The organism is Micromonospora sp. WMMD737 (genome assembly GCF_049179055.1).
Lineage (GTDB): Bacteria > Actinomycetota > Actinomycetes > Mycobacteriales > Micromonosporaceae > Micromonospora > Micromonospora reichwaldensis.
The window spans coordinates 176,024-197,233 of record NZ_JBMHMH010000001.1; the positions used below are offsets into that span (position 1 = coordinate 176,024).

Annotated in this window: 18 protein-coding genes and 1 pseudogene; 15 read left to right on the top strand and 4 right to left on the bottom strand. The window is 71.5% G+C overall.

Going from position 1 to position 21,210, the window contains the following annotated elements; genetic code table 11:
• Nucleotides 1-145: 145 nt before the first annotated feature.
• A complete protein-coding gene (locus tag ACN27A_RS00800) occupies nucleotides 146-1,276 on the top strand; it encodes a nucleotidyltransferase family protein (protein ID WP_421448963.1) in 1,131 nt (376 codons plus the stop codon).
• A 67-nt stretch (nucleotides 1,277-1,343) separates the two neighbouring features.
• Here the strand turns inward: ACN27A_RS00800 and ACN27A_RS00805 are convergent, their stop codons facing one another.
• From ACN27A_RS00805 to ACN27A_RS00820, 4 genes are read right to left on the bottom strand one after another with little or no spacing between them, the layout of a single operon-like run.
• On the bottom strand, nucleotides 1,344-2,924 hold the full coding sequence (locus tag ACN27A_RS00805) for a hypothetical protein (RefSeq protein WP_421448964.1): 1,581 nt from the start codon (nucleotides 2,922-2,924) through the stop codon (nucleotides 1,344-1,346).
• Nucleotides 2,925-2,932: 8 nt separating this feature from the next.
• A complete protein-coding gene (gene glf / locus ACN27A_RS00810; RefSeq protein WP_421448966.1) occupies nucleotides 2,933-4,138 on the bottom strand; it encodes a UDP-galactopyranose mutase in 1,206 nt (401 codons plus the stop codon).
• Nucleotides 4,135-5,055 (bottom strand): phosphotransferase family protein, encoded by a 921-nt coding sequence (locus tag ACN27A_RS00815; RefSeq protein ID WP_421448968.1) that lies wholly within the window; start codon nucleotides 5,053-5,055, stop codon nucleotides 4,135-4,137. The genes glf and ACN27A_RS00815 overlap by 4 nt, the downstream gene beginning before the upstream one ends.
• Nucleotides 5,045-5,827, bottom strand: coding sequence for a phosphotransferase family protein (locus tag ACN27A_RS00820; protein WP_421448969.1), 783 nt, complete (start codon nucleotides 5,825-5,827; stop codon nucleotides 5,045-5,047). The genes ACN27A_RS00815 and ACN27A_RS00820 overlap by 11 nt, the downstream gene beginning before the upstream one ends.
• A gap of 846 nt (nucleotides 5,828-6,673) precedes the next feature.
• On the opposite strand from ACN27A_RS00820, the gene ACN27A_RS00825 reads away from it, so the two are divergent.
• From ACN27A_RS00825 to ACN27A_RS00890, 14 genes and pseudogenes are all read left to right on the top strand, one after another.
• Nucleotides 6,674-7,699 carry a ParB/RepB/Spo0J family partition protein gene (locus ACN27A_RS00825; protein ID WP_421448970.1) on the top strand — a complete coding sequence of 342 codons (1,026 nt, stop codon included), beginning with the start codon at nucleotides 6,674-6,676 and terminating at the stop codon, nucleotides 7,697-7,699.
• Between the two features lie 36 nt (nucleotides 7,700-7,735).
• Entirely contained in the window at nucleotides 7,736-9,250 is a 1,515-nt protein-coding gene (locus ACN27A_RS00830; protein WP_421448972.1) for a class I adenylate-forming enzyme family protein, read from the top strand.
• An 80-nt stretch (nucleotides 9,251-9,330) separates the two neighbouring features.
• A complete protein-coding gene (locus tag ACN27A_RS00835; RefSeq protein WP_421448973.1) occupies nucleotides 9,331-10,998 on the top strand; it encodes a condensation domain-containing protein in 1,668 nt (555 codons plus the stop codon).
• Nucleotides 10,999-11,000: 2 nt separating this feature from the next.
• Nucleotides 11,001-11,267, top strand: a complete 267-nt coding sequence (locus ACN27A_RS00840) for an acyl carrier protein (RefSeq protein ID WP_421458338.1) — start codon at nucleotides 11,001-11,003, stop codon at nucleotides 11,265-11,267.
• Between the two features lie 9 nt (nucleotides 11,268-11,276).
• A complete protein-coding gene (locus tag ACN27A_RS00845; protein ID WP_421448976.1) occupies nucleotides 11,277-12,470 on the top strand; it encodes an AMP-binding enzyme in 1,194 nt (397 codons plus the stop codon).
• Complete coding sequence (locus ACN27A_RS00850; RefSeq protein WP_421448977.1) at nucleotides 12,463-13,191, top strand: SDR family NAD(P)-dependent oxidoreductase; 729 nt, start codon at nucleotides 12,463-12,465, stop codon at nucleotides 13,189-13,191. Before ACN27A_RS00845 ends, ACN27A_RS00850 begins: the two co-directional genes overlap by 8 nt.
• Nucleotides 13,188-15,566: a peptidase domain-containing ABC transporter gene (locus ACN27A_RS00855; RefSeq protein ID WP_421448978.1), complete on the top strand. Its 2,379-nt coding sequence runs from the start codon at nucleotides 13,188-13,190 to the stop codon at nucleotides 15,564-15,566. The genes ACN27A_RS00850 and ACN27A_RS00855 overlap by 4 nt, the downstream gene beginning before the upstream one ends.
• Nucleotides 15,563-16,474 (top strand): transglutaminase domain-containing protein, encoded by a 912-nt coding sequence (locus tag ACN27A_RS00860; RefSeq protein WP_421448979.1) that lies wholly within the window; start codon nucleotides 15,563-15,565, stop codon nucleotides 16,472-16,474. Before ACN27A_RS00855 ends, ACN27A_RS00860 begins: the two co-directional genes overlap by 4 nt.
• Nucleotide 16,475: 1 nt before the next feature.
• Nucleotides 16,476-16,718: a phosphopantetheine-binding protein gene (locus ACN27A_RS00865; RefSeq protein WP_363901406.1), complete on the top strand. Its 243-nt coding sequence runs from the start codon at nucleotides 16,476-16,478 to the stop codon at nucleotides 16,716-16,718.
• The gene (locus ACN27A_RS00870) at nucleotides 16,715-17,626 is read left to right on the top strand and encodes a diiron oxygenase (RefSeq protein ID WP_421448982.1); all 912 of its coding nucleotides are present in this window, start codon (nucleotides 16,715-16,717) and stop codon (nucleotides 17,624-17,626) included. Before ACN27A_RS00865 ends, ACN27A_RS00870 begins: the two co-directional genes overlap by 4 nt.
• Nucleotides 17,623-19,125, top strand: coding sequence for an AMP-binding protein (locus ACN27A_RS00875; RefSeq protein WP_421448984.1), 1,503 nt, complete (start codon nucleotides 17,623-17,625; stop codon nucleotides 19,123-19,125). The genes ACN27A_RS00870 and ACN27A_RS00875 overlap by 4 nt, the downstream gene beginning before the upstream one ends.
• Nucleotides 19,118-20,026: a thiamine pyrophosphate-dependent dehydrogenase E1 component subunit alpha gene (locus ACN27A_RS00880; RefSeq protein WP_421448986.1), complete on the top strand. Its 909-nt coding sequence runs from the start codon at nucleotides 19,118-19,120 to the stop codon at nucleotides 20,024-20,026. Before ACN27A_RS00875 ends, ACN27A_RS00880 begins: the two co-directional genes overlap by 8 nt.
• Complete coding sequence (locus ACN27A_RS00885; RefSeq protein WP_421448988.1) at nucleotides 20,019-21,041, top strand: transketolase C-terminal domain-containing protein; 1,023 nt, start codon at nucleotides 20,019-20,021, stop codon at nucleotides 21,039-21,041. The genes ACN27A_RS00880 and ACN27A_RS00885 overlap by 8 nt, the downstream gene beginning before the upstream one ends.
• Nucleotides 21,034-21,186, top strand: a pseudogene (locus ACN27A_RS00890) (lipoyl domain-containing protein); the annotation flags it as partial. The gene ACN27A_RS00885 and the pseudogene ACN27A_RS00890, both read left to right, overlap by 8 nt.
• Between the last annotated feature and the right edge of the window lie 24 nt (nucleotides 21,187-21,210).

A 21,210-nucleotide genomic window follows, 5' to 3' on the forward strand; every position in this document is an offset into this window, starting at 1 on the left:
CAGGCAGGTGAAACGCTTCCGGCAGACCGTTAAGCTGTGCAGCCCGCCCAGGAGCGAGCTTCACGCAGAGTGATCTCGTGGCCACCGCGGACGGATGTCGAGTCAGCGCCGAGCAATGCCGGGGCACCGTCGAGAAGGAGGCCGGATGGCCGAGTTGTCAGCCGAATCGGAGTTGTTGCTCCTGCTCAGCAGGCAGCAGGTGACGGATACGCAGATGGCTCGGGTGCGCACGATCATCAGTCGGGACGCGCCGCGCCTGGACTGGGGGCATTTCGCCGTGCAGGCCGCCAGGCACCGCGTCGCCCCCCTCGTGGGCTGGCACCTCTGGCGCCTGCTCACCACCGAGAGGGTCGCGGGCATCGATTCTCCCGTCGTGCTGCTCCTGTACTCCGCCTACCGGGACACGCAACGTGCCAACGAGCTCATGCTGGCTGAGGTCCGGGCGATCAGCGACGCCGCGGCGGACCAGGGCATCACGGTGCTCATGCGCAAGGGCGGCCATCTGGCCTTCGCGGTCTACCAGGAGCCGGGGACGCGACCGATGGGTGACCTGGACGTCCTCGTCACCAGGGAGGAGGCGACCACCCTGGTCAAGGCGCTCGAGGGACTCGGTTACGTGGAAGGCAACCCGACGCGCGTCGACATCGTCCCGCTGAGCAAGCGGGAGCGGGCCTTCTGGCGTCTGTACGGCAGTGACCTGCCCAAGATGAACAAGTTCGGCGAGTTCCACCGGCCGATCGTCAGCGTCGACATCAACGTCTCGTTGGCGCTGCCCGGCAAGGGCTACGACGTTCCGGTCGGTGCCGTGCTGGCGCACGCCGGCCGGCACCGGTACGGGGACGCCTCGTTCCTCGTGCCGTCCGCCGAGGACGCGGTCATCGACCTCTCCGCCCACATCTACAAGACCTCGACGACCCTCAGGTTTATGAACCGCGGCAAGCACCGGCAGTTGCTCAAGTACGTCGACATCGCCGAGGTCGTACGCCGTGCCGGCGGAGACCTCTCGTGGGACCTGTTGCTCGAACGGGTGGACGAGTACGCGGTGGCCGGGCCCGTCTTCTACGGGCTCGCGCACCTGCGGATGCTCTACCCGGACGCCGTCCCCGCGGACGCCCTGGCCGCGCTGCGGCAACGGTGCCCGGAGCCGGAGCGCCTGCTCACCGAGTACGGCCAGTGGGACCTGCCGGAGCCGCGCGCCTGGCAGCAGGACTTTCTCACCCGGTTCTTCGACCCGGACGCCGACCGCGACCTGCCTGCCTCGAAGTCACTCGTGTGACGGCAGGAGGCGCTTGGGCGGCATCGCCCAAGCGCCTCCTGCCGCGCGAGGCGACGCGAGGACCGGCCTACCGTTCGGTCTTCCCGGACAGCACCGGCGTGCCCACCCGCCAGGAGCGGAGCATGCGCAGGAACATCAGCCACGGGCCGGTGGCGCTGACGAAGGGCGCGGCGACGAACGTCGCCACGAGCGTCAGCCGCGGACGTCTCCCGGTCAACCAACTGACGGAGCGGTCCTGGCGGTCGATCCCGCCCAGTCGCGGCAGCAGCGCCAGCAGCAGGACGGCCGTGACGGGATACGCCAGCACACCGGCGCCGACGGCGAGCACGGTCCACCAGCCGCCCCCCATCGCCGTGATCACCAGCCCGGCGGGGATGAGCAGCACTCCGGCGAACCAGATGGCGATGTCGAACAGCTCCTTCGCCACCAGCAGCCATTTGCCCGGCCGGCTGACCGGTGACGGATAGGGGCGCACGTGGTCCAGTTCCCGGGCGACCCCCAGGCTGCCGTAGCAGACGTTGGCCCAGCCGTTCATCATCGACCTGGTCTGGTAGTAGGGCTCGGTCAGGTTGAAGCTCGGCACCAACGCCTGCTCGACGCCGAGCAGCGAGGCGCGGTGCCCGACCGGCTCCTGCATCTCCGGGAACGGGCCGAGCTCGCGCCACGCGCCGAGATGGACGAACGTCCCCGAGCCGATCGCGTAGATCATCGGGCGGAACGGCGCGGCGAGCAGTCGCACCAGGCGCGGGCTGCGGCGCAACAGGTCGTTCTGGAGTATCCGCCCGACCTCGACGCCCAGGCCACGCCGCAGCCAGTACAGCACCTGTCCGCGCATCAGGGCACCGTCGGCACCGGGGGCGAAGGGAGCCCGGAACCGCAGCGGCAGCTGCACCTGGTGCAGCAGCGCCGGCGGGCGGCGGCCCGCGGCGACCGCCGTGCGCACCAAATCTCCCACCGCCACGAAGGTCTCCCCGTGGGCCACCGCGTCGAAGTCGTAGACGGCCAGGTAGACGCTGTCCGGGTCGACGCCCGGCAACAGCTCGGGTATCAGCTCCACCGCGTAGTTGAGCTGGGAACCCTTGCGCCCGTCGGTGTGGGGGAAGTGGACGTGGCACGAGCGGTGCGTACCGGGCCTGCCGTTCAACTCGGCGGTGATCTGCCGGCACAGCTCCTCGGTGGTGGGCGTCGCGTCGAAGGCGCGGCGCAGCACGCCGGGCCAGTCGTCCGGTGACGTCCGCTCCAGCTCGTCGAGGGTCGCGGCGATCACCGACGGCGCGAGCACCTTCTCCAGTGCCCGCTCCCGGCTGCCACGCCTGGCCAGACCGTGTAGTTCGGTGACCACGGCGGGCAGGGCCGCCTCCTGGGCGGCACGTTCGGCCGTCTCGCGTTCGCTCGTGATGGCGACCGATATCAGCGTCCCGGGATATCGCGCGGTGGCGAACGATTCCAGCGTCTCGCGTACCAGTCGCTGCTCGCGCAGGGCCGGCAGCATGACCACGATGACGGGAAGGTCCGCGGGGGCCGCGGCCGGCGCCGCAGGGCGGTCGCGGACCGCCCGGGCCGCCACGATGATCCAAACGAGTACCCAGACCGCGTGCGCGGCGAACAGGATCGCCACGACGCGGCCCAGCACGGTGAGCGTCTGCAAGATGGTGCCTACTCTTTGTCGTCGGTGGTCGGACCGGTGGACCCGAGCGGGCGCCGATCGCGGAAGTAGGGCACGATCCGGTTCTCGAACATCGCCAGCGCGGAACCGATCGCCATGTGCATGTCCAGGTACTGGTAGGTGCCGAGCCGTCCGCCGAAGAGCACGTTGCGCTCGGCGGTCTCCTGCCGGGCCAACATCCGGTACGTCCGCAGCGCGTCCCGGTCGCCGGCCGTGTTGATCGGGTAGTACGGCTCGTCCTGGTCGCCGGCGGAGCGCGAGTACTCCCGGACCAGCACCGTACGGTCGCTGCGGTACGACCGTTCCGGGTGCATGTGGCGGTACTCGACGTTCCGGGTGAACGGCACCGACTCCTCGGCGTAGTTGATCGTCGTGGTGCCCTGGTAGTCGCGCACCGGCGCCACCTCCCGCTCGAAGTCGAGCGTGCGCCAGCCGAGCCGACCCCCGCTGTAGCGGAAGTAGCGGTCCAGCGGTCCGGTGTAGACGACCGGCGTCCCGTCCGCAACGGCGTCGGCCAGCTCGAAGAAGTCCGTGTTCAGGCGCAGGTCGATGCGCGGGTCGGCCGCCATCCGCGACAGCCAGGCGGTGTACCCGTCGACCGGGAGGCCTTCGTACGTGTCGTTGAAGTACCGGTTGTTGAAGTCGAACCGGACCGGTAGCCGGGCGATGACCGACCCGGGAAGTTCCTTCGGGTCCGTCTGCCACTGCTTGGCCGTGTATCCCCGGAAGAACGCGTCGTAGAGGGGCCGTCCCACCAGTGAGATGCCTTTTTCCTCGTGGCTCGGATCAGGGGGGAGCTGGCCGATCTCGGCCGCCTGTTCGGCAATCAGTGCCCGCGCCTCGTCCGGGGTGAGGTAGCGGCCGAAGAATTGACAGATCGTGGCGAGGTTGACCGGCAGGGGATACACCTGCCCCTGATAGAGGGTGAAAGCCTTGTGCCGGTATCCGGTGAACGCGGTGAAACGGTTGACGTAGGCCCAGATTCGTTCGTTGGAGGTGTGGAAGATATGGGGGCCATATCTGTGCACCTCGATTCCGGTGTCCGGATCGACCTCCGAGTAGGCGTTGCCACCGTGATGGTCGCGCCGTTCCAGGACCAGCACCCGCTTGTCCAACTCGGCGGCGGTCCGCTCGGCGATCGTCAATCCGAACAGGCCGGATCCGACGACCACCAGGTCGTAGCCTTCGAATGTCATGTCACTGCCTCTCCGAGTAGCCCGGCCGCCGACCGGCGCTCGTCGCTGAGGCGCTGCTTCCATTCGGCCACTGCCTGCGGCTCCTTCTCGGCGAATAGGGCGACGTAGGAAAGAGCCGTGATGATTTTGTGCAGGTGCAGCCCGGCTTCGACGTCACGTGGCGGGTCCGGGTGGGTCCGGTGCGCCGCATAGGCGGTGTGGAACGCCGCCCGTTCGGTGTCGTCCGCGAAGCACCACCAGTCGAGCTTCACGAAGTCCTCCACCGGGTCACCGGGCCGGGCGAAGTCCATGTCCAGCAGCCATACGTCGCCGGCTGCGTCGACAAGCACGTTGGGTAGGTGCACATCGAGGTGGGTCAGCCGCGGAGACATCGACGGCAGTGCCTCGGTGACCAGTTCCAGCAGTTTGGCGACGAGCCGATCAAGATCGCTGGGGGTGAATATCTCCATCCTGGCTGCCCGGGCGGCGTAGCGGCGGATCTTGACTGCGACCGTGTCGTGGATGCTGGTCGGCCCCTGCGCGGTGTAGGGGATGTCGTGCAGCCGGGCCAGCACCGCGCCCAGCCGTTCGAGTACCCGCCGCCGCTCCCGCCCGTCCCGGGCGGCGAAGTGGTCCTCGGCGTCCGTGCCGTCGATCCATTCCTGAACGAGAAAGGCGTGCCCGTCACCGTCCGATCCCGAGCCCAGCAGGCGCGGCACCGGCACGCCGTGTACCAGCGCGATCTCGGTGGCCCTGCGGGCTCCCAGGAAGTCGTCAGCGGCCCGGGCGTCTTCGTTGATCTTGATCAGGTAGTCGCCGTCGGTGGTGTGTACCCGCCATCCGGTGCTGAAGATGCCCTTGGTGACCGGTGTCGCCCCCAGCGGGGCTGCCTGCGGTACCACCGAGGTCAGGATGTCGATGGCCGCGTCAGCTTGCATCGGAGCCTCCGGGGGAGTGGACGCCGTCGTACAGGTCGGTCAGCTCGGTCAGGCAGCGGTGCGCCAGCGCCGCCGAGGCGGCCCCCGGCCTGCTGCTCGCGCTCATCAGGCGGCTGAACAGGTGCAGCCGCAGGTAGAGGCCGACGGTGGGCGACCGGGGGTCGAGGCCGACCCACTCCGGCCACCGCGCCGGCGGCAGGCGCCACTCCCAGGCCAGCCTCACCAGATCCAGTTCGGGGTCGCCGAACGTCGCCAGCTCCCAGTCGAGAAGGACCGGACCGTGTGCGGTCAGGATGACGTTGCCGGGGTTCGGGTCGCTGTGCAGCAGGTGGGGGCGGGTGTCTCCGAGCACGTCGAGCGCGTGGTGCAGGGTCCGGCACTGCCGCGCCTGCGCGGTGAGACCCAACGTCGTCAGTGTCTCGGCGTACGAGTCGAGCCGGCCCGCCAGGAACCCGGCCCAGCTCGGTTGGTCGGGCGCGTGCAGCCGACCGAAGGCTGGTCCGGTGATCGTGTGCGCGGCCCGCAACGCGGCGACCGATGCCCGCACGTCGAGGGCGCTGGCGGGGTCCGGTGCGCTGCCCCGCACGTACCGGATGAGGGCCGCGCTGTGCCGCCCGAACGTCGCGCTGCCGATGACCGCGGGGACCGGCGCGCGTCCGCGCAGCGACTCGAGTGCCGTCACCTCGGTGTCGCGGCGCCAGGCAGCGGTGTAGAGCTTGAGCACGGCGAGGGGGCGCAGTGCCAGCACCCGGTTGGTCTCCCGCTCGGTCACGACCGCCGCCCCGGCCTGGTGCCCGGTGCCGGGCGAACCGTCGTCGCGGACCCGGCGCGGGTGCCCGTCCCCGTGCGGCGGTCGGCACATCGACCGCCGGGCCGGCTCAGGCGCGACCGTGCCCGCCTCGTACGGCTCACCACGCAGCCCGTATCGCGGGGCCGGCGGGAGCCCGCTCCGGGAACCGGGGTCCTGGCAGGACGCCTCCTCCGGCGGCCGGTGCCCCGCATCCCGGTGACCCTGCCGTCGACCGGGCGGGGTGGCGGTGCGCGGCGACAGTGGCCGGCAGCTTCAATTTCCGTGGCATTGCCCCGCCCGTACTAATTGGTTTGCTGGTGTCTCTGAAGTGTTTTGTCGAGCAAGGACGGACGGCATTTCTCGAACGTCGCGCCCGCCTTCGACCGGACACTGGCCAACGGTCTCGGGGCCTGCATAGTACCGACCGTGATGGTGATCCACAAGCATGTCCGTATCCCATTTGCGTCAGAGCCTCGCCACCCTCCGTGTTGCCCGGTCGCAATTCGACATGGCCTGCGGCGGTTTCTGCGCCAGACAATTACCGACCGTCCGCAGGGCGTTTACGCACTGATGTCGCCGAGGTGTCCCGGTCCTGCTTGAGGTCGAACTGTCGGTACGTTCGCCGTTACCGTTCGAATTGCTGTCTGCGGTGTCTGGAAGGCGTCTGCCTGCGGTTGTAGCATGACCGTCACGGGTATTTCGTGACGGACGGGTAATGGTGGCGGCGGCTAAATCGTCGGGTAAGTGCGACCGTGTGTTGTCGCAGGCGCACGGGCGATCAGCGTCAGCGCAGCCATTTCCACTGTGGCGACTTGGCGCGAGGGACGAATGAAGAGACGACCGGATAGCGACTCCACCGCGCAGCCCGCCCAGGCGGGGGAGGCAGCGGTTCCGGAGGTCGACGTGGCCGACGTGCGCTCGTTGCGGGTCGGCTTCTCCCCGAGACTGGACGGGATCAGCACGAGACACGTCACGACCCTCGTCGAGCTGACCGTCGAGCTGCCACCGATCGTCGTCCAACGTTCGTCGTTGCGGGTGGTGGACGGCATGCACCGGCTACGGGCCGCGCGTGTGCGGGGTGACCGCCACGTGCCGGTCGTCTACTTCGACGGCTCCGACGCGGACGCCTTCGTGGCCGCGGTGCAGTTGAACCTCGAGGACGGCCTGCCGCTGAGCGCCCGGGACCGGCTGGCCGCCGCCAAGCGGATCCTCGCCTCGCATCCCCAGTGGTCCGACCGCCGGATAGCGGCGGTGTGTGGCGTCGCCGCCAAGACCGTCGCCGGCCTGCGGCGGCGATCCCTGGACACGGGCCACCATCAGGACGTCCGGATCGGCCGGGACGGGCGCCGGCACCCGGTCTCGACGGAAGAGGGCCGGCGGGTGGCCGAGGCGATCGTGCGTCGCGAGCCTGATGCCAGCCTGCGCGAGGTGGCGCGCCGGTCAGGCATCTCGGTCGGGACGGCTTTCGACGTCCGCCGCAAGGCGCTCGGCGGCGGCGTCTGTGTCCCGGCCGGGCAGAAGGCCCCGGCGCCGCCGCTCGCCGAGTTGGCAGCCGTCTCGTCCCCCGACGGGCTGCCGGTGACGGATCAGGATCTCGCCGCCAGCATCCGGCTGCAGCTGGAGCGGCTCCGCCAGGATCCCGCGCTGCGCTACACGGACCACGGCAAGGCCCTGCTCCGGCTGCTCACCGGGACGCTCGCCTTCATCTCGCAGTCGTCGAACACCGCTGGCAACGTTCCCGCCCACTGCCACGAGTCGCTTCGGGTCGTCGCCCAGGCCTGCGCGGGGGGCTGGTACCAGTTCAGCCAGATGCTTCCCGAGGAGCGCAGACGGCACCGGACGGTCGGGCGTTGAGCCTCGCCGCCAGGGGCAGCTCAGCCCGGTCCTGACATGCGGATCCACACCCTGCTGGACACCGCCGCGCGTCGGCATCCCCGGCGCATCGCGGTCGTCGACCGGAGTCACCGGTGGAGCTACCAGGAACTCCGGCAGCGAAGCGTCAACCTGGCCGGTCGGTTCCGCGCCCTGGGCCTGCTGCCGGGGGACCGGATCGCCGTGCGGTGCGGCGGCGCCGGCTTCGCCGCGATCCTCTTCGCGGCGTCGTACGCGGACCTGACGCTGGCGCCCCTGTCGGCCACGATGCGTCCGTTCCAGCTTCGGGCGGTACTCGCCGACATCGAACCAGCCCTCGTGGTGGGGATCGACCCCGCAGCGGTCGAGGTGCCTGCCCGCGCCTGGTCGTCGGCCCGGTTCGGGGAGATCCTGGAGACGCTCGACGCGCCGGCCGGGGACGCGGGCCAGCCCGATGCGAGCCGTGCCGACGGTGACCTGGAGGCGCCCGCCCTCCTGATGTACACGTCGGGCAGCAGCGCGCGACCCAAGGGGGTGGTCTGTCCGCACGACAGCGTCCTCTTCGCGACCCGGGCGATCGGACAGGTCCTCGGCTACCGGCCGGACGACGTCGTCCTCTCCTGCGTGCCGCCCTCGTTCGACTACGGGCTCTACCAGCTCCTGCTCGCCACGGCTGCGGGCTCACGGTGGGAGGCGCTCGAGGCAGGGGAGGGGATCGCCCTCCTCGAACGGATCAACAGCGCGGGGGCCACCGTCGTGCCCGTCGTGCCGGAGATCGCCACCGCGCTGCTCCGGCTGGCGGCCAGGACGGCGCTCCCGGTGCCGCAGTCGGTCCGGATGTTCACGAACACCGGCGCCCGGATGTCGCCACGGCTCGCAGACGGGCTGCGCGACGCGTTCCCGGGCGCGGCCGTGGTGCAGATGTACGGACTGACCGAATGCAAGCGGGCCACGATCCTGGAGCCGGACGGCGATCTGGAACGCCCAGGGTCCGTCGGGCGCGCGATCCCCGGCACCGTCGTACGCGTCGTCGACCGTCAGGGCCGGCCGCTACCCGCCGGCGAGGTCGGCGAGGTCGTCGTCGAGGGCGCGAACGTCATGGCCGGATACTGGCGTGACCGGCAGCTGAGCGCCGCCACCTTCCGGGCGACCGCGGCTGGCCGGCGGCTGCACACGGGCGACCGCGGCCACCTGGACGTCGACGGCCACCTGTATCTGCACGGTCGCGGCGACGACGTCTTCAAGCACCGGGGCGTGCGGTCGAGCACCGCCGAGATCGAAGCGGCGGCCATGGACATCGACGGCGTCGACGGGGCTGCCGCCCTCGCGCCGGACGGGGCGAACCCGCTCACCGTCGTGGTGGCCACCGTCCTGCCGGAGAACGACGTGCTGGCGGAGCTGGCGCACCGCCTCGAACCGGCCAAGACGCCGGAGCGTTGCGTCGCGGTTCCCGCGCTGCCGCTCACCCCGCACGGGAAGGTGGACCGTCGACAGATCCGGGCGATCGCGCGTGCGCACCCACCGCCGACCCCCGTTCAAGTGCGGATTCCTTGACGGTGTCCGGGGAGTTGCTAATCTGCCGATCTTGAATCTGGCCTCCGGTAGGTGACCACCGCTGCTGGGATGAGGACCGTATGTCGTCGCGACCCACCCGCCCTGAGGCGGCCGATCCCGACACCGCTGTCGTCCATCCCCTGCTGCCGGGCCAGCTCGCACACCACCGCGCCCTGCTGGAGACGCCGGAACGGGGCGCGGCGGTCTGGATGTCCTACCAGGTCACCGGCCCGCTGGACGTCGTCGCGTTCGTCGGCGCGGTGCGCTCGACGGTCGCCCGGCACGCGGCGCTGCGGATCGGTGTCACGACGCTCGACGGTGAACCTGTCCAGTGGATCCGGCCGATGCCCGACGACCGCCGGCTCGTGGCGATGACCCAGGTCACGGCGAACGACACCGAGCAGTTCGCCCGGTACGTACGCTCCGTCCTGGCGGCGGACCTCCGGCGCCACTTCGACCTCGCGGTCGAGTACCCGTTCGTGCTGCGGTTGCTGCGGTTCACTCCGACCCTGCACGCCGTGCTCGGGGTGTTCTCCGACTACGCCGTCGACGCCACCGCGCGGATGATCGTCGTACGCGACCTGTGGGGCGCCTACTTCGGCGGCGGGACCGACGCCGAACCGGTGGACGCCGACTACCTCGCCGCGGTGACCGGTCAGGCCGCCGCCGCCGACTCGGCGCGCGCCCAGGCGGTGGCCGCGTACTGGCGGCGGCGTGGCCCGTGGCTGCCGCCCCGGTGCCAGTTCCTTCCGGGGCTCGGCGGGCCGCCCGCGACCGTCGCCCACACCGAGCTGCTGACCCTGGTCGAGGACGAGTGGAAGGCCGTGCGCGAGCGCTGGCAGACCGCCGGCTTCAGCACCGTCCAGTGGCTCCTCACGTTGTTCGCGGCCGCCGTGTTCCAGCTGACGCCGCAGGACCGCATCGTCGTCTCGATGAAACTGAACGGCCGGCGTCACGTCGACCAGGGCGTCGTCGGCATGTTCGACGTCGTCGTGCCGGTCGTGCTGGACCGGCCGGAGCGGCACGACGACCTGCTGGTGCAGGTGCGGCGGGAGCTGTTGTCGGCGACCTCGCGCCGCACCGTCACGCGGCAGGCGTTGGACGACATGTGGGCGACAGCGGTACGACGCCTGGGCCGTCCGGTCCACGACACCCTGTCGATGACGTACCTGGAGGACACCGCCGACCGCGACGACGCCGACGGCGGCGCGGTCGCCATCGAGCGCGGCGCGTACCCCCCGACTCTGGTCAGGACCGTCGACGGCCTGCGGATCGCCGCGAACGAGCGGCCCAACGGACTTGGCGTCCGGCTGACCGTCGACAGCGAGACCATGTCGCAGGCCACCTTCACCAGGTTCGTCGCCGCCTTCCGCGCACGGCTGGCCGGAGACGACGCGGCCAGCACCGCGCCGGCGACGCAGAGCGGTCCCGTGCTCACGCCGCTTCGCGCGCCCGACGGTGCGGTCGTGCTGGTCGTCGACCTGGCCGAGGTGACCTCGGTCCTCGACTCGCACCCCGCGGTCGCCTCCGCCAGGGTCTCGGTGGAGGTCGCCGAGGACGGCGGATCGCGGCTCGCCGCCGAGGTGACGACCGCCGACGCCGCAGTCACGGCGGACGATCTCGCCAGCCACGTCCGTTCCCACGTCGCCGGCCGGCCGTTCCTGGCGGTCCCGGCGCGCATCGCGGTGGTGTCCGGCACCGCCGCCGAGGAACGGTCCGAGGAGCTATTCATGGATGGAGTTGGTTGAGCGTGGAGAGTGTCCACGTCGACACGGTGATCGACGAGGAAACCCTTGACGCGGTGGCGAAGCGGGTGCTCACCGTGCCGCCGGTCGGCGACGCGCCGCGCTACACCGGCGCGATGCGGCTGGCCGAGCTGGAGATCGACAGCCTCGTCGTCGCGGAACTCATCGTCGAGTTCGAGCAGGAGCTGGGCGTACTGCTGGACGTCGTCGCCGTCGACCGGATGGAGACGCTCGCGGACCTCTGCCGGGCGCTGCAGCCGGCAGCAGGCTGAGTCATGCCCGTGACTACCCATGCCGATCCGCTGGCGCAGCGGATCGTCCGGCTGCGAGAGGCGGTCGCGGCGACCGGCCTGCGCCACCTCGCGGTCGAGGTCGCCTCCGGGCCGGACCTCGTGGTCGCACTGCGTGCGCTCCGCCCGCTCGACGCGTCCGTGGCCGTGGTGGGTCCGACCGTCACCGCGTCGGCGCTGGCGGAGCTGCGCCCGCAGGCGGTGCTGAACGTCGCGAGCGGGCTGATCCGGCCCACCGGGGAAGGCGGCCGGCCCACCGGCGCAGGGCCGGGCGGGCTGTGGATCTTCTCCTCGGGCACCACGGGTACCCCGACCCCCACCTACTGGCCCTGGCCGGAGCTGGCCCGCGGCGCCGACTGGGAGACCGCGCACGGTGACGAGAGGTGGGGGATCGGCTACGCACCCTTCACCTACGCCGGGGTGGAGGCCGTGAGCCAGGCGTTGGGCAGGGCTGCCAGCATCGACTTCCTCACGCCGACCGACCTCGCCGCCGGGACGGGCGCGCGTTACGACGTCGTCGCCGGCACCCCGTCGTTCTGGCGGATGGCGGCGCTGCACCGGGGGACCGACGAGGCCCGACCGCGGGTGCACACCGTGTCGATGGGCGGCGAGCCGGTGGACGCCCCGCTGCTCCGCCTGATCGAGTCGGCGTTCGCGCCGCAACGCGTCCTGCAGTTCTACGCCAGCACGGAGCTGGGCCGGATCGCCACCGTCTCCGACGGGCTGCCGGGCCTGCCGCTCTCCGTCCTCGACGGGTACGGGCCCACCGGGAAGGCGCTGGCGGTACGTGACGGCGAGCTGCTCCTGTCCCCGGCGCCCGGCGCACCGTACCTGCCGACCGGGGACGAGGCGGCGATCCACGGTGGGCGCCTGCACATCCTCGGGCGACGCGGCGAGGTCATCAACGTGGGTGGCGTGAAGGTCGTGCCCGGCCACGTGGCCCGACTGCTGCGGGAACATCCGGACGTCGTCGCGGTCCGCGTCTACCCGGTGCGCAGCAGCGTGCTCGGCGCCGTCGTCGGCGCCGACGTCGTCACGCCGCCGGGCTCCGACCGTGAGGTGGTCGTGCAGCGGGTCAAGGCCCACGCCCGCCGAGTGCTGGCCCCGGCGGAACAACCGCGCCGCGTCACCGTCGTCGACCAGCTTCCGATGGCACCGTCCGGAAAGGCGGCCCGCGGTGAGTGAGGCGCTCGGGACGGTGTTCGTCACCGGCGGTACCCGTGGCATCGGGCTGGCCGTCACCCGGCAGCTGCTGACCGTCGGTTACCGGGTGGTCGCCGTGGCACGGACCGCCCCCGGCGAGTTCGCGGCCCTGCGGGAGTCCGTCGGCGACCCGCTGACGTTCGTCGCCGCCGACCTCACCAGCGGCGACGATCGGCTCGCGGTGGCCAACCGGCTACGGGAGTGCGCCGACCTCCACGGTCTGGTCAACAACGCGGGGGTGGCGAGCGCGGCGCTGCACGTGGCCGCCGCCCGGTCGGACATGACCCGGATGTGGCAGCTCAACGTCGAGGTCCCGATGTCCCTGTCCCAGGCGGCGGTCAAGGCGATGTACCGCCGTGGCGGGCGCATCGTCAACGTCACCTCGATCGCGGCCCATCGGACCTTCCGCGGGCTCGGCGCGTACACCGCGACCAAGTGCGCTCTGGAAGGGTTCTCGAGGGTGCTCGCCGCCGAGGTCGGCAGCCGGGGCATCACGGTCAACTGCGTCGCACCGGGCTTCATCGACACCGCCATGACCGCATCGATCGAGGACGGCCTCCGCGCCGCCATCAACCGACGGAACATGCTCAACCGGGCCGCCACCGTCGCCGACGTGGCGCGGTCGGTGGAGTTCCTGCTCTCGCCCACCGCGGAGGCCATCACCGCGCAGGTGCTCCGGGTCGACTCGGGCAGCGGCGGATGAGCACGCTGGACAAGACCGGGCAGGCGGAACAGGCCCCCCGGCCGCCGGAGGCGACGAGCCTACCGACGGAGTTCACCGACCGACGGCAGCGCTTCCGGCGCGAGGCGTTGCGTCACCACGGCGTCAACCGGGATGCCGGCGACGCGGTGGAGCTCGGCTGGCGGGCGCTGCCCGGCCTGGCCGCGTTGCGCGGCCTGCGGTGGCGCAACGTGCGGGCCGCGCTGCGGATCTCGCGCACCCGGGTTCCGGTCGTGCTCCAGTCGCAGATGAGCGAGTGTGGGGCCGCCGCACTGGCGATGGTCCTCGCCTACTTCGGTCAACCGGTCCCCCTCGACGAGCTGCGCACCGAGACCAACACGGGCCGGGACGGGGTCGCGGCCCGCGCGATGCTCGGTGCCGCGCGGCGGCGCGGTCTGGTCGCGCGCGGGGTCCGGGTCTCCATCGAAGGGCTGCGCAACCTCCCCCCGGCGACCATCCTCTTCTGGAACTTCATCCACTTCGTCGTGTTGGAGCGGGTGACCGACACCCACCTGTACATCGTCGATCCGGCCTTCGGCCGGCGTAAGGTCAGCCTGGCCGAGGCCGGCAAGGCGTTCACCGGTGTGGCGCTGGAGTTCCATCCACCGGTCGGCGCCACGACGTCGCGGCGAGGGGCCGACGCCCGGAACCTCGGCGCGAGCCGCCTGCCGTACCTGTCGAAGTTCTTCCCGCGTACAGCCGCCTGGGTTCCCCTCGCGCTGACCTCGGTCGCGCTGACCCTGTGCGGCCTGGCGGTGCCGGCCGCCTCCACCTACGTCGTGCACCGGGCGAGCCAGCCCGGCGAACCGGTCAGCGCCTGGCTGCTGTTCGGGGCGGCGGTCGTGCTGTTCGGGATGTACTTCTGGATGCAGACCGTCCGTCGGCTGGCCCTGCTGTCCGTGCAGACCCTCGCCGACAAGTCGGTGACCCTCGGAGCGGTCCACCACCTCGTCGCCCTGCCGTTCGACTACTTCGCCCAGCGCCACACCGGTGACCTCTCCATGCGGGTCCGCACCAGCAACGCGGTCCGTCAGATCCTGACGGGGTCCGCGCTGTCGGCCGTGCTCGACGGGGTGCTGGTGCTCGTGTACGGCGGGCTCATCGTCGTCGCGGACCGGCGCCTCGGCGCGCTGGTGCTCACCCTCGCCGTCGCCCAGCTCGCCCTGCTCGCGTTCAGCTGGCGCAAGCAGGAATACCTGACCGCGGCGCTGTTGGAGGCGCAGGCGAAGAGCCACACCGAGCTGTTCCAGTTGCTGGACAGCGTGCCGACGCTGAAGGCCTCCGGGCTGGAGGGCGCCGCGGCGGAGACCTGGAGCCACACGTTCGTCGCCGAGGTGAACGCCAGGACCCGCAGCCGGCGGTTCCTCGGCGTGTGCGAGGCCGCCAGCACCGCGATCCAGTTCCTCGCTCCGCTCGCCGTGCTCGCCGCCGGTCTGGTCCTGCTCGGTCGCGGCGAGATCTCCCTGTCCCGGGTGGTGGGCTTCTCCGCCCTGGCCATGGGAATGTTCGTACCGCTGGCGAGTCTGGTGCAGACCGGGCTGGAGGTCGCCGGCCTGAGGGCCACGTTGACCCGGCTCGCCGACATCCTGGACGCGCGACCGGAGGCCGGCCCAGACGCGGTGGCGCCGTCCCGCGTCACCGGCGCCATCACGCTCGACGGCGTGCGGTTCGCCTATCCGGGCGCGCGGACGCCGGCGCTCGTGGACGTCAACGCACAGATCGAGCCCGGGCAGTTCACTCTCATCCTCGGTGAGTCCGGCTCCGGCAAGTCGACGCTCGCCATGCTGCTGGCGGGGCTCTACCTGCCCAGCGCCGGCACGGTGTCCCTCGACGGCACGCCGACGGACCAGCTGGACCGGCCGGCCGCGCGGCGGTCGATGGCGTACGTCCGGCAGGACGCCCGGCTGTTCGGCGGGACCATCCGGGAGAACATCGCGCTCGGCCGGCCGGAGTGCTCCCTGGAGGACGTCATCGCCGCCGCCCGGCTGGCCGAGGTCCACGACGACATCGACGCGATGCCGATGCGGTACGAGACGCTGCTCGGCAGCTCCGGGGCGGGCCTGTCCGGTGGGCAGATCCAACGCATCTCCCTGGCGCGGGCCCTGCTGCGGAACTCCGAGCTGCTGATCCTCGACGAGGCGACCAGCGCCCTCGACCGGCTCACGGAGGACCGCATCATGGCCAACCTGCGCCGGACCGGGCGCTCCCTGGTGGTCGTCGCCCACCGGCTCTCCCATCCCGAGGCCGCCGACCAGATCCTCGTCATGAGCGACGGCAGGCTCGTCCAGCGTGGCCGCCACGAGGACCTGATGGCCGAGGACGGTCTGTACCGGCGCCTCGTGGGAGGTGCCTCGTGACAGCCGAGGGTTGGCTCGACCGGCAGGCGCTCGACGCCCTGCTGCCGCTGGTCCTGCAGGTGCCGCACTCGCATCGGCGCTTCGAGATGGACGCCGCCACTGTCGCCGCCGAGTACCAGATCGACGGGCCGGGCCTCGACGTCCTCGTCGCCGCCGGTCTGCCCTCGGCGGCCGGCGCGGACGGCCGCCTGTTCGACGCCACCGACCTGCGCAACGTCTCGGTGCACCTGGACCCGCGCTCGCGTGGGCGCAAGGTCCTCTCCTGGTGGATCCGCGAGCTGGGGCGCCCCACCGCGCACGCCCGCTACCGGATGGACTACGTGGCGCAGTGCCCGGAGCCCGGGCACGACGAGCCGTGCCGGTGGCGCCTCGCGGTGCCGGACGACGCCTGGCACGAGACGACGTCGGCACCGGACCGGGGCGGCGTGCTGCACTCGGTGACGTTCGACCGGCCGCGGACCTGGCCGGAACTGCCGCCGGCGGTGCTCGACCTGCTGGCGGAGACCCGGCACATCCGGTTCCTCTGGCTGCCGGAGACGTTGCGCGCCGACAGCGCCTTCGTCCGTGACACCGGGATCGGCGACTGCGTCGGCGTGGCCCACCTGCTGGTCGAGGAGGCCCGCAGGCGAGGACTGACCGCCCGGTTCTCCTTCGGCAGGTCGCTGACCCCACCGATCTCCGCATCGCACTCGTGGGCGGAGTTCCAGGTCGACGGGGTCTGGGTCCCGGTCGACCCGGTGCTCCTGGACGCCCTGGGGCAGTGGGGCATGGCCGGGCCGGAGTGGCGCCGCGACCGCTCGCTCGGTGCCATTCTCGGCCGCGTCGGACCCAGCTGGCGCGACCTGGTGACGCACGCCGGTCAGCCGGTTTTCGCGAGATTCCCAACCTACCGCGACACGGGAGGGTGACATGGTGGATTGGCCACCCGCCTTTGAACCGCTCATTCGGGAGCGCAGCCGGCTGCTCAGTGCCGACGCGCCCCTGGAGCCTGACCAGAGCCTGACCGAGCTCGGTGTCGACTCGCTGGAAGTGGTCGAGTTGATCGTCAACCTGGAGACCGAGTTCGACATCGAGATCCCACCCGAGCTGTTGCAGCCGGAGGTCTTCGCGACTCCGGGCACCATCTGGAACGCGGTCAGGAGCCTGATGTGACCGGCCCCGTCGAGGAGAGACACGCGGACATGCACCAGTCGTGGGAGCGGCTCACCACGGTCGCCGCCAGGTTGAGCGACCAGGCGCGGGACCAGCGCTACCACGTCTTCGACATCTTCGACTGGCCGGCGGAACTGCCCACGGACCAGTTCTGGATGAGCCCGGAGCTGACCACGTGTCACGGCACCGCGGTGTGGGAGCGCCTGTCGGACGCCGAACGGGTGCGCCTGACCCAGGCCGAGGCGGTGAACTTCTTCAGTCTCAACGTCCACCTCATCCGCGAGCTGATCGGCGAGGTGGCCGGGCGGATCTACGACACGCGGTACCCGGGCCTGTCGGAGTTCTTCCACGACTTCATCCACGAAGAGAACGAACACATGTGGTTCTTCGCCCAGTTCTGCCAGCGGTACGGGGGGAAGGTCTACAAGACCAAGCGCGTCGCCGGCACCGCGATCGACGGTGGTCCCGCCATCCGTGACCTCGTCATCTTCGGTCGCATCCTCATCGCGGAGGAGCTGTGCGACTACTACAACGCGAAGATGGCGACCGACGGCCGGCTGCCGCAGATCGCGCAGCAGATCAACGCCGTCCACCACCAGGACGAGTCGCGGCACATCGCGTTCGGCCGGCAGATGATGCGGGCGCTGTACGAGGAGGCGAAGCAGAGCGCGACGCCGGAGGAGCTGGCGGGCGCCGGGACGTACCTGGCCCGCTACGTCAGCTCGTGCCTGCGGGCGTTCTACCACCCCGAGGTGTACGCGGACGCCGCCCTTCCCGGGGCCCGGCGGATCCGCGCGGAGGTGCTCGGCGACCAGCACCGTCAGGAGTTCCACCGGACCGTGATGCACAAGACCACCCGATTCTTCGACCGGTTGGGGCTCTTCACGGAAGACACGGTGGCCTGGTGACCGGTCAGCTGCCACCACGTCTGCTGCACGAGTGGTTCATCGCCGGCCTGGCGACGGCGCCGGACCGGGTCGCGCTGCGGATCGGTCGCCAGGAGTGGACGTACACGGAGCTGGACCAGGTGGCCCGGCGCTGGGCCGGCGGGCTGGTCGCGTGCGGGGCGCGATCCGTCGGCATCCTCGCGGTGCGCAGCATCGAGTCGTACGCCGGGCTGCTCGCCACGCTCTACGCCGGCGCGACGGCGGTGCCGCTCAGCCCGGGCTTCCCCGCCGCGCGCACCTGCCGGATGGCGGCGCAGGCCGGTGTCGACACGCTGATCGTCGACCGGTCGGGGGCGGCGGCGCTCGCACACCTCACGGCGGCCCTGCCCGGCCTCACCGTGGCGACGCAGGCCGCGACGCCGCTGGACGCCCTGCCCCGGGCGGGCTATGACGACGTGGCGTACGTGCTGTTCACCTCGGGCTCCACCGGCCGGCCCAAGGGCGCGGCGATCACGCACGCCAACATGGACAGCTTCCTGCGGTACAACCTCGACCGCTACGACCTCGGCCCGGGCGACGTGTGCTCGCAGACCTTCGACCAGACCTTCGACCTGGCGATGTTCGACCTCTTCGTGGCCTGGGGCGCGGGTGCCACCGTGGTGTCCACACCGCCGCAGGTGTTCACCGCGCTGCCGGAGTTCCTGGCCGCCGAGCGGGTGACGTTCTGGTTCTCCGTGCCCAGCGCCATCGCTCTGGTGCGGCGCCGGGGCGGGCTGACTCCCGGCTCGATGCCGACGCTGCGGTGGAGCCTCTTCTGCGGTGAGGCGCTGCGCATGACGGATGCGCAGGACTGGCAGCGGGCGGCGGCCGGATCGGTGGTGGAGAACCTGTACGGCCCGACCGAGCTGACCATCGCCTGCTCCGCGCACCGGCTGTCCGAGGACTCCGCCGACCTCGCCGTGCACGGCGTCGTCCCCATCGGCGCGCCGTACCCGCATCTCCGGTACCGCATCGTCGAGGACGGCGTGGACGGCACCGAGGGCGAGCTGTGCGTGACCGGGCAGCAGATGTTCCCCGGGTATCTCGATCCGGCCGACGACGAGGGTCGCTTCCTCGACGGCGACCCGGTGCGCTGGTACCGCACCGGGGACCGGGTCCGGGAGTGCGCCGGCGGTGAACTCGTCTATCTCGGTCGGGTCGACCGGCAGGTGAAGGTCCGCGGCTACCGGGTCGAGCTGGACGAGCTGGAGTGGCACGTCGGGCAGTTGCCGGGGGTGGAACGGGCCGTCGCGGTGGCGTTCGAGGCGGCCGGGCGGACGGAGCTGGCCGTGTTCTACGTCGGCACCCCGGGCGTGGACATCCGTCGTCCGATGTCCTCGATCCTGCCGGGATACATGGTGCCGCTGCTGTGCCGCGACATCGACGCCTTCCCGCACACGGCGAACGGCAAGATCGACCGGGGGGTGCTCGCCGCACGGGCCCGGGACCTGGTGGCCGGCGGACAGGTCACCCATGCGTGAGAGCCGGTTGCGCCCGCTGGCCGACGCCACCCTCGGGGCGATGCTGTCCATCCGGCGCTTCGAGTACGCGGTCCTCGACCTGCTCGGCCGGGGACTGATTCCGGGCACCAGCCACACCTGCCTCGGCCAGGAGTACGTCCCGGTCGTGGTCGAGTCCCTGCTGCGCCACGACGACGAGGTGTTCAGCAACCACCGGGGACACGGCCACTACCTGGCGCGGTACGACGATCCGGCGGGCCTGCTCGCCGAGCTCGCCGGCCGTGCGGGCGCGTTGTGCGGCGGGATGGGCGGTTCGCAGCACATCCGCCGCCCGGGCTTCATGTCCACCGGCATCCAGGGGCAACTGGTGCCGGTCGCGGTGGGCACCGCCTTCGACATGCGGCGCACCGGAACGGACTCGATCTCCGTGGCGTACGTCGGGGACGGCACCTGGGGCGAGGGGGTGGTGTACGAGGCGCTCAACCTCGCCGCGCTGTGGCGGGTGCCGATGGTCGTCGTCGTCGAACACAACGGGATCGCCCAGTCCACCCCGACCCCGGCACAGATGGCCGGTAGCGTCGCGGACCGCTGCGCCGCCTTCGGCATCCGCCACGTCAGGGTGACCGGCATCGACGTCGACGCCATCCGGGCCAGCCTGGCGCCGCTCGTCGCCGCCGTACGTCACGACGGGTCTCCGTTGGTGGTCGAGTTCGACACGGTGCGGCTCGGCCCGCACAGCAAGGGCGACGACACCCGCACGTCGGCGGAGCTCGAGGCCCTCGCCGGGCGCGACTGGTACCCGCACTACCGCGCGGCGTACCCGGAGCAGGTCGACCGCCTCGACGCGGCGGCGACCGGGAGGATCCGCGCCGTGGTCGAGTCGGTCCTCGCCCGACCGCTGATCGGTGCCGGTCATGGCTGAGCCGGGGGCCGAGCGGGTCGGGGAGGGCCTCAACCGTGCCCTGGCGACCCTGCTCGCGGAGAGGCCGGATCTCCATCTGATCGGCGAGGACATGGCCGACCCGTACGGCGGCGCCTTCGGCGTCACCCGCGGGCTGTCCACCGGGTATCCCGAACGCGTCCTCAGCACTCCGATCAGCGAGCAGGCGATCGTGGGCTTCGCGGTCGGCCTGGCCCTGCGGGGCCGGGAGGCGGTGGTCGAGGTGATGTTCTCCGACTTCGCCACCCTGTGCTTCGACCAGGTCGTCAACCTCGCCAGCAAGGCCGTCACGATGTACGGCGAACCGGTGCGGATGCCGCTGGTCCTCCGGTGCCCGACGGGGGGCAACCGCGGATACGGACCCACCCACAGCCAGAGCCTGCAGAAGCACTTCGTGGGCGTGCCCAACCTCGCCGTGCACGAGCTGAGCCCGGTGCACGACGCGCACGCCACACTGGCCCGGATCCTCGACTCGGGGGCCCCCGCGATGTACTTCGAGGACAAGGTGCTCTACGGCCGTCGACGGTTCGGCGCGGCGGCCGGAGACGAGCTGTTCCACTGCGAGCGGATCGGTGGCGCCTGCGACTTCGCCGTGCTGGGCGTACGCGGGGTCGACCGGGCCGACGTCGTGGTCATCGCACCGGGCGGCCTCACCGATCGGGTGCTCGGCGGGATGCGGGGCGCCTATCTGGGTGACGAGATCGCGGTGCGTGCGGTGGTGCCGTCGCGGCTCTACCCGTTCGACCCCGCGCCGCTGGCTGCTCTGGTCGCCGGGGCCGGCCGGGTGGTGGTCGTCGAGGACGCGACGGCCGGCGGGACGTGGGGGGCCGAGGTGGCGCACACCATCCACCAGCAGATGTGGAACCTGCTGTCCCAGCCCGTCCGGCTGCTCCACGCGCCGTCGCGCACCATCCCCGCCGCACCCCACCTCGAGCGTGCGGTGCTGGTCCAGGCGGACGACGTCCGTGCCGTGGTGACGGCGGTCGCCGGTGGGTGACATCCGGCTGCCGCGGCTCAACGCGACCGACGAGGAGTACACGCTGATCGAGTGGCTGGTCGGCGACGGGGCGCCGGTCGAGGCGGGCACCGCGGTAGCTCTCGTGGAGACGTCCAAGGCGGCGCACGAACTCGTGACGGACGACGCCGGCATCCTGTGGCAGCGGACG